Annotated in this window: 6 protein-coding genes; 2 read left to right on the top strand and 4 right to left on the bottom strand. The window is 75.2% G+C overall.

Features of this window, described 5'->3' with window-relative positions:
* The first annotated feature begins 84 nt into the window (after positions 1-84).
* Positions 85-1,035, top strand: coding sequence for an ROK family protein (locus tag ACFV6I_RS37350; protein WP_380430504.1), 951 nt, complete (start codon positions 85-87; stop codon positions 1,033-1,035).
* A gap of 24 nt (positions 1,036-1,059) precedes the next feature.
* Entirely contained in the window at positions 1,060-2,319 is a 1,260-nt protein-coding gene (gene manA, locus ACFV6I_RS37355) for a mannose-6-phosphate isomerase, class I (protein WP_380430507.1), read from the top strand.
* Here the strand turns inward: manA and ACFV6I_RS37360 are convergent.
* From ACFV6I_RS37360 to ACFV6I_RS37375, 4 genes are all read right to left on the bottom strand, one after another.
* Positions 2,202-2,678, bottom strand: coding sequence for a DUF2267 domain-containing protein (locus ACFV6I_RS37360; protein ID WP_079135401.1), 477 nt, complete (start codon positions 2,676-2,678; stop codon positions 2,202-2,204). The two genes, manA and ACFV6I_RS37360, sit on opposite strands and share 118 nt — an antisense overlap.
* A gap of 333 nt (positions 2,679-3,011) precedes the next feature.
* Positions 3,012-3,584 carry a thioesterase family protein gene (locus ACFV6I_RS37365; RefSeq protein WP_063346409.1) on the bottom strand — a complete coding sequence of 191 codons (573 nt, stop codon included), beginning with the start codon at positions 3,582-3,584 and terminating at the stop codon, positions 3,012-3,014.
* Positions 3,581-3,916, bottom strand: a complete 336-nt coding sequence (locus ACFV6I_RS37370) for a hypothetical protein (RefSeq protein ID WP_063346410.1) — start codon at positions 3,914-3,916, stop codon at positions 3,581-3,583. The genes ACFV6I_RS37365 and ACFV6I_RS37370 overlap by 4 nt, the downstream gene beginning before the upstream one ends.
* A 252-nt stretch (positions 3,917-4,168) precedes the next feature.
* On the bottom strand, positions 4,169-5,137 hold the full coding sequence (locus ACFV6I_RS37375; protein WP_380339544.1) for a DUF6528 family protein: 969 nt from the start codon (positions 5,135-5,137) through the stop codon (positions 4,169-4,171).
* Between the last annotated feature and the right edge of the window lie 59 nt (positions 5,138-5,196).

Raw genomic sequence — 5,196 nt, forward strand, 5'->3', positions numbered from 1 at the left:
CCGTATGCCGCACTACGCTGATCGGCGCCCCGGCCCGCCCGCCGGGGCGCCGCCCCCGCCCGAACCCGCCTGGAGCCCGCCGCGATGACCCTCACCCCGCCGCCCGCCGCCACCCCGCTGTTCGCCGCCGTGGACATCGGCGGCACCAAGATCGCCGGGGCGCTGGTCGACGGCCACGGGCGGCTGCGGCACCGGCTCCAACTGCCCACCCCGGCCCGGGAGCCGGGCGCGGCCGTGCTCGCCGTCGTGCACGAGGTGCTGGACCGGCTCGCCGGCACCGCCGACTGGACCGCCGTGACGGCCGTCGGGATCGGCAGCGCCGGCCCGGTCGACCTCGCCGCCGGCACCGTCAGCCCCGTCAACATCCCCGGCTGGCGCGACTTCCCGCTGGTCGCCGAGGTCGCCGCGCACCCGGCGGTGGCCGCCCGGCGGCTGCCCGTCCACCTGGCCGGGGACGGCGTCGCGATGGCCGCCGCCGAGCACTGGCAGGGCGCCGCCCTGGGCGCGGCCAACGCGCTGTGCCTGGTGGTGTCGACCGGGGTCGGCGCCGGGCTGGTACTCGACGGCGCCGTCCGTCCCGGCCCCAGCGGCAACGCCGGCCACCTCGGCCACATCAGCGTCGACCTGGACGGCGAGCCCTGCCCGTGCGGCTCGCGCGGCTGCCTGGAGGGCCTCGCCAGCGGCACCGCGATCGCCCGCCGGGCCCTCGCCGAGGGCTGGCGCCCGGCCGGGGAGGACCGCTCGGCCCGGGCCGTCGCCGCCGACGCCGAGGCGGGCGACCCGGTCGCGCTCGCCTCCTTCGACCGCGCCGCCCAGGCCCTCGCCGCCGGGATCGCCGCCACCGCGGCCCTGGTCGACCTCGACCGGGTGGTGGTCGGCGGCGGCGTCGCCACCGCCGGCGACGTCCTGTTCGCACCGCTCGCCCGCCACCTCGACCGCTACGCCACGCTGTCCTACATCCGCGGTCTCGACGTCCGCCGCGCCGAACTCGGCACCGATGCCGGGCTGATCGGCGCGGCCGCGCTCTGCCGCTGACCCGAACCCCTCGGAGGCCGCGCCATGTCGCTCCCGCCCTTCGCCCTGCTCCACAACCCGGTCCGCCCGTACGCGTGGGGCTCGCCCACCGCCATCCCCGCACTGACCGGCACCGCGCCGACCGGCGCCCCGCAGGCCGAACTGTGGATGGGCGCACACCCGTCGGCGCCCTCCGAGCTGCTGGCTCCGGACGGCGCCGGCGGACCGCAGCCGCTGGACGAACTCATCCAGCGGTACCCGAACGCCATGCTCGGGCCGGACACCGTGGGGCGGTTCGGCCCGGCGCTGCCGTTCCTGTTCAAAGTGCTGGCCGCCGACCGGGCGCTCTCCCTCCAGGTCCACCCGACCCGGACCCAGGCGGCGGCCGGGTACGCGGCCGAGGAGGCCCGCGGGGTCCCGCTCGACGCACCCGAGCGGGTCTTCAAGGACCCCGGGCACAAGCCCGAACTCATCTGCGCCCTCGGGGACTTCGAAGCACTGTGCGGATTCCGCCCGGCCCCCGACACGGCCCGGCTGCTGGACGCGCTCGCCGTCCCGCTGCTCGCCCGCTGGGCGGACGACCTGCGCGCGCACCCCGCCGCCGAGGTCCTGCCCGCACTGCTGCGCCGGGTCCTGGCCGAGGACCGTCCCACCGTCCCCCAACTCCGCGACATCACCAGGGCGTTGCACCGGCTCGCGGCCGAGGGCGGCCCGTTCGCCGAGGCCTGCGCCGGCTACGCCCGCGCCGCCGCGCAGTACCCCGGCGACCCGGGCCTGATCGCCGCGCTGCTGCTCAACCACGTCCGGCTCGCGGCGGGCCAGGCCCTCTACCTGGACGCCGGCGTGCCGCATGCCTACCTCCGGGGCGTGGGCGTGGAGTTGATGGCCAACTCGGACAACGTGCTGCGCTGCGGGCTCACCCCCAAGCACGTCGACGTCGACGGCCTGCTGGCGGTCACGTCCTTCCACACCGGTGAACCGCAGGTCCTCACGGCGCTCCCAGGAGACCGGTTCGAGGACGAATTCCCCTCCCCCGCCGAGGAGTTCCGACTCTCCCGGCTGCGCCCGGGCCCGGCCGCCGTCCGCGCCGAGCTGCCCACCCCGCAGATCCTGCTGTGCGCCGAGGGCCGCGCCCGACTGCACGCCCCCGGCTTCGCGGACCTCGACCTCCCCCGGGGCGCGTCCGTCTACCTGCGGCCGGGTGCCGGACCGGTCGAGCTGACCGGCCGGGGTGCGGAGCTGTTCCGGGCCACCACCGGCGCGCCGGCCCAGGCCGGCACCGGGTGGCCGAACAGCAGGTCGTAACCGTCCGGGAGCTGCTCGACCACGCGGTCGACCAGTTCCCCCGGGGCCAGGTCGGCGAGGGTGCCGAGCACGGCCCCGATGTCCCACGGCCCAGTCGCCTCGGTCGCGCCGTCGATCCAGCCGACCACACCGCGCACGAAGCGCTCGGCGGTCAGCGGTTCGGCGGCGGGCCCGGCATCGCGCAGCAGCGGGGCGTACGCCTCGGGCAGCGCGTCGGCGAGCTCGGCCCGTTCGGCCCCGACCAGGTGCTCACCGAGCAGTGCGAGCACGACCCGGATGGCGTGCTCCGCCTCCGCCTCGCTCGGGTACTCCCCGCAGTCGACGACGCGGGCGCGGAAGTCCTCCGGGGAGATGGTCATCGCGTCCTCCTTCCGGTCGGCGGGGACCGGCTGCGCTCCGCCCGGAAGCCGGAGGCCGAGAGCCGCCGGCCCTCGCGCGGACGATCCGATGGCCCGATGGCCCGGTGGCGGCGGACGGCTGATGGCGGACGGCCCGTGGCGGACGGCTGGTGGCGGCGAGGTCCGGTCGGCTGCGCCGTCACGGCCCGTGACCGCCTGGGGTTCGCCGGTGCCCGTGCTGCTCAGCGTACTGCGGCACGGCGGCAGGGAGACCGGCCGGACGGATCGACGCCGTTGTCGATCACGTCGCCGGCCCGCGCCCTGCCCGGCGCGGGGCCACCAGGGGCCCGGGTGTCAGGCCGCCGAGGCCCGACACCGTCTGCGGGTGCGGTGCGGCAGAGCGGCGCCCGTGCGGGCCGCCACCCGCTGCGGCGGCGGCGCCGTGACCGGCACGGCCGGTGCGGTGGGCACAGCAGGCACAGCCGGCACGGCGGGGGCCCGCACCTCGTCCGGCATAAACGCCTCGAGAAAACGCCGCTCGTTCGAACTGAGTTTGCGCGAGCGGCCGGATTCACGGTCCCGCGCGACCACCACGGTCCTGGCCCGCATAAAGGTGTGCGGGTCACGGCAGACATCCACCACGATATGCGTGGAACTCCGCCCGATCCGTTCAACCGTCAACTGCACCGACAATGGCTCGGGCCGGTGGTACAACTGCTCCAGAAAATCGATCTCGTGTCGCGCGATAATGAATCCGGACGGGAACAGGGCGTCCCGGACGGCGGTCTCGTGGTGGCAGAACATGTCGTAAATCCCCTCCTGGACGTAGCCGACCAGCCGGGCGTTGTTGATGTGCCCGTTCTCGTCGACGTCGCTCCACCGGGTGGGGCAGGACAGCACGTGCACGCCCAGGTGCAGCGCGCTCACTGCTGCGTCAGCCCGGCGCCGGTCGCGGCGGGGAGCAGTGCCCGGCGCAACCTGGCGTAGTAACCGGACTGTTCCGCCGCCATCCGGGCCGCCGTCCAACCCTCCTCGGCCGCTTCCGCGGCGACCTGGACGACCAGGCTGTCGAGCACCGCGTCAACCGACCGGCAGAGTTCGGCGACCGCCGCGAGACGCTCGGTGACATCCGCGCCTCCGGCCGCGCCCCGGGCCGGGAAAGCGGCCAGCGATTCCGCCGCGAGTTGCAGGTCGTCGACGGTGTCCGGCATTTTCTCCGGCATGTTTTCCGGCATCAAATTCGACACGTTTTTCTCCATGACTCAATCCGGCCATTACGGCCCGGTAGCTAGTGTTCGAATACACCGAATCGGTGTCGGCCCCCCGACGCCTTCGACGCTATCCCAGCCGACACGGTGGACGGATGGTTTACGGACGGCGACGGGAAACTCACTTCTATTGGAGTAGTTTGCCGGGGTACACAATATGCCCCATCATCCGAATGCCGTCGGCAGAACGGGTGGCATCGCCGACCCGAACCCCGAAACCGGCACCTGCGCGTCGCAAATCTGCTACCAGCCTCCCCACCACCTCGCCTTGTAGAGGTGCGTCCCGCGCAGGGTCCGCGTACCGTCCGGCCGGTGCAGGGTGATCACCGAGGTGCACCAGGAGCACGGCCCGCTGTGGTCGGGGGCCACGGTCAGCAGCCGTCCGGTGCCGGGCTCGTCCCCGACGCTCTTCACGTCCCGGACGGCTGCGGGGTCGTCCAGCCGCACGGCGGTGAAGCGGTCGGCCGCCGGGTCGTACCGCCACAGGCCGGTCAGCGTGCTCACCCAGAACCGCCCCGGCTCGGCCAGCACCGGCGCGAGGTCGTGCCCGCCGTGGTCGGGCAGCGGCGTCGACCGGACGGCGGTCAGGGTGGGCGCCGCCGGGGTACCGCCCACCCGCAGCGCGGTCAGCACGTCGTCGCCGAGCACCCAGAGCAGGCCCGTCCGGCCGTCCCAGTGCACGCCGTGCGCGCCCGGGAGCGGGTAGCCGGCGTGGGCGGTGGCACGCGGCCCCTGCGAGGCCGCGTACAGCCGCACCCACCCGCCACCGCTCGCCGCGACCGCGACGTTGCCGTCCGGCAGCAGCTCGATGCTGTGCGGATTGGCCGCCCCGCCCAGGTCCGCCGCCCAGCGCGTCGCGCCGGTGGTGGTGTCCACGACGGCGGCCAGGCCGCCGGAGGCGGTGGTCAGCAGGTAGCGCCGGCCCTGCCGGACCCGGCTCTTCGCCTCGTCCGGATTCGTCCAGCTCCGCGCGGGCGCCAGGTCCGCGAGCCCGGCCGCCCGGTCGGCGCTCCAGCCCCACACGACCGGCAGCCGCCCCGGGCCCCGGTAGGCCATCAGCTCCTCGGCGCTCTGCAGCACCAGGACGCTACGGGACTCCTGGTCCACCACCACGACCGCCCACCCGGGCGACCTGGCCTGCGCGCCGGTCGCCGGCACGCAGAACAGCAGGACGCACAGGGCGCACAGGGCCGCCAGCCTTCTCCTCAGCACGCCCCCACCGTGCTTGCTCCCGGGCCGGTTTGCACGGTGGAGCGACCGAACGGCCGTGT

The organism is Kitasatospora sp. NPDC059803, from assembly GCF_042732255.1.
GTDB lineage: Bacteria > Actinomycetota > Actinomycetes > Streptomycetales > Streptomycetaceae > Kitasatospora.

Bases quoted from the DNA above. Each gene is read 5' to 3' on its own strand.
- ACFV6I_RS37350 (WP_380430504.1), top strand. From the start codon at position 85: ATGACCCTCACCCCGCCGCCCGCCGCCACCCCGCTGTTCGCCGCCGTG.
- manA (WP_380430507.1), top strand. From the start codon at position 1,060: ATGTCGCTCCCGCCCTTCGCCCTGCTCCACAACCCGGTCCGCCCGTAC.
- ACFV6I_RS37360 (WP_079135401.1), bottom strand. From the start codon at position 2,678: ATGACCATCTCCCCGGAGGACTTCCGCGCCCGCGTCGTCGACTGCGGG.
- ACFV6I_RS37370 (WP_063346410.1), bottom strand. From the start codon at position 3,916: ATGGAGAAAAACGTGTCGAATTTGATGCCGGAAAACATGCCGGAGAAA.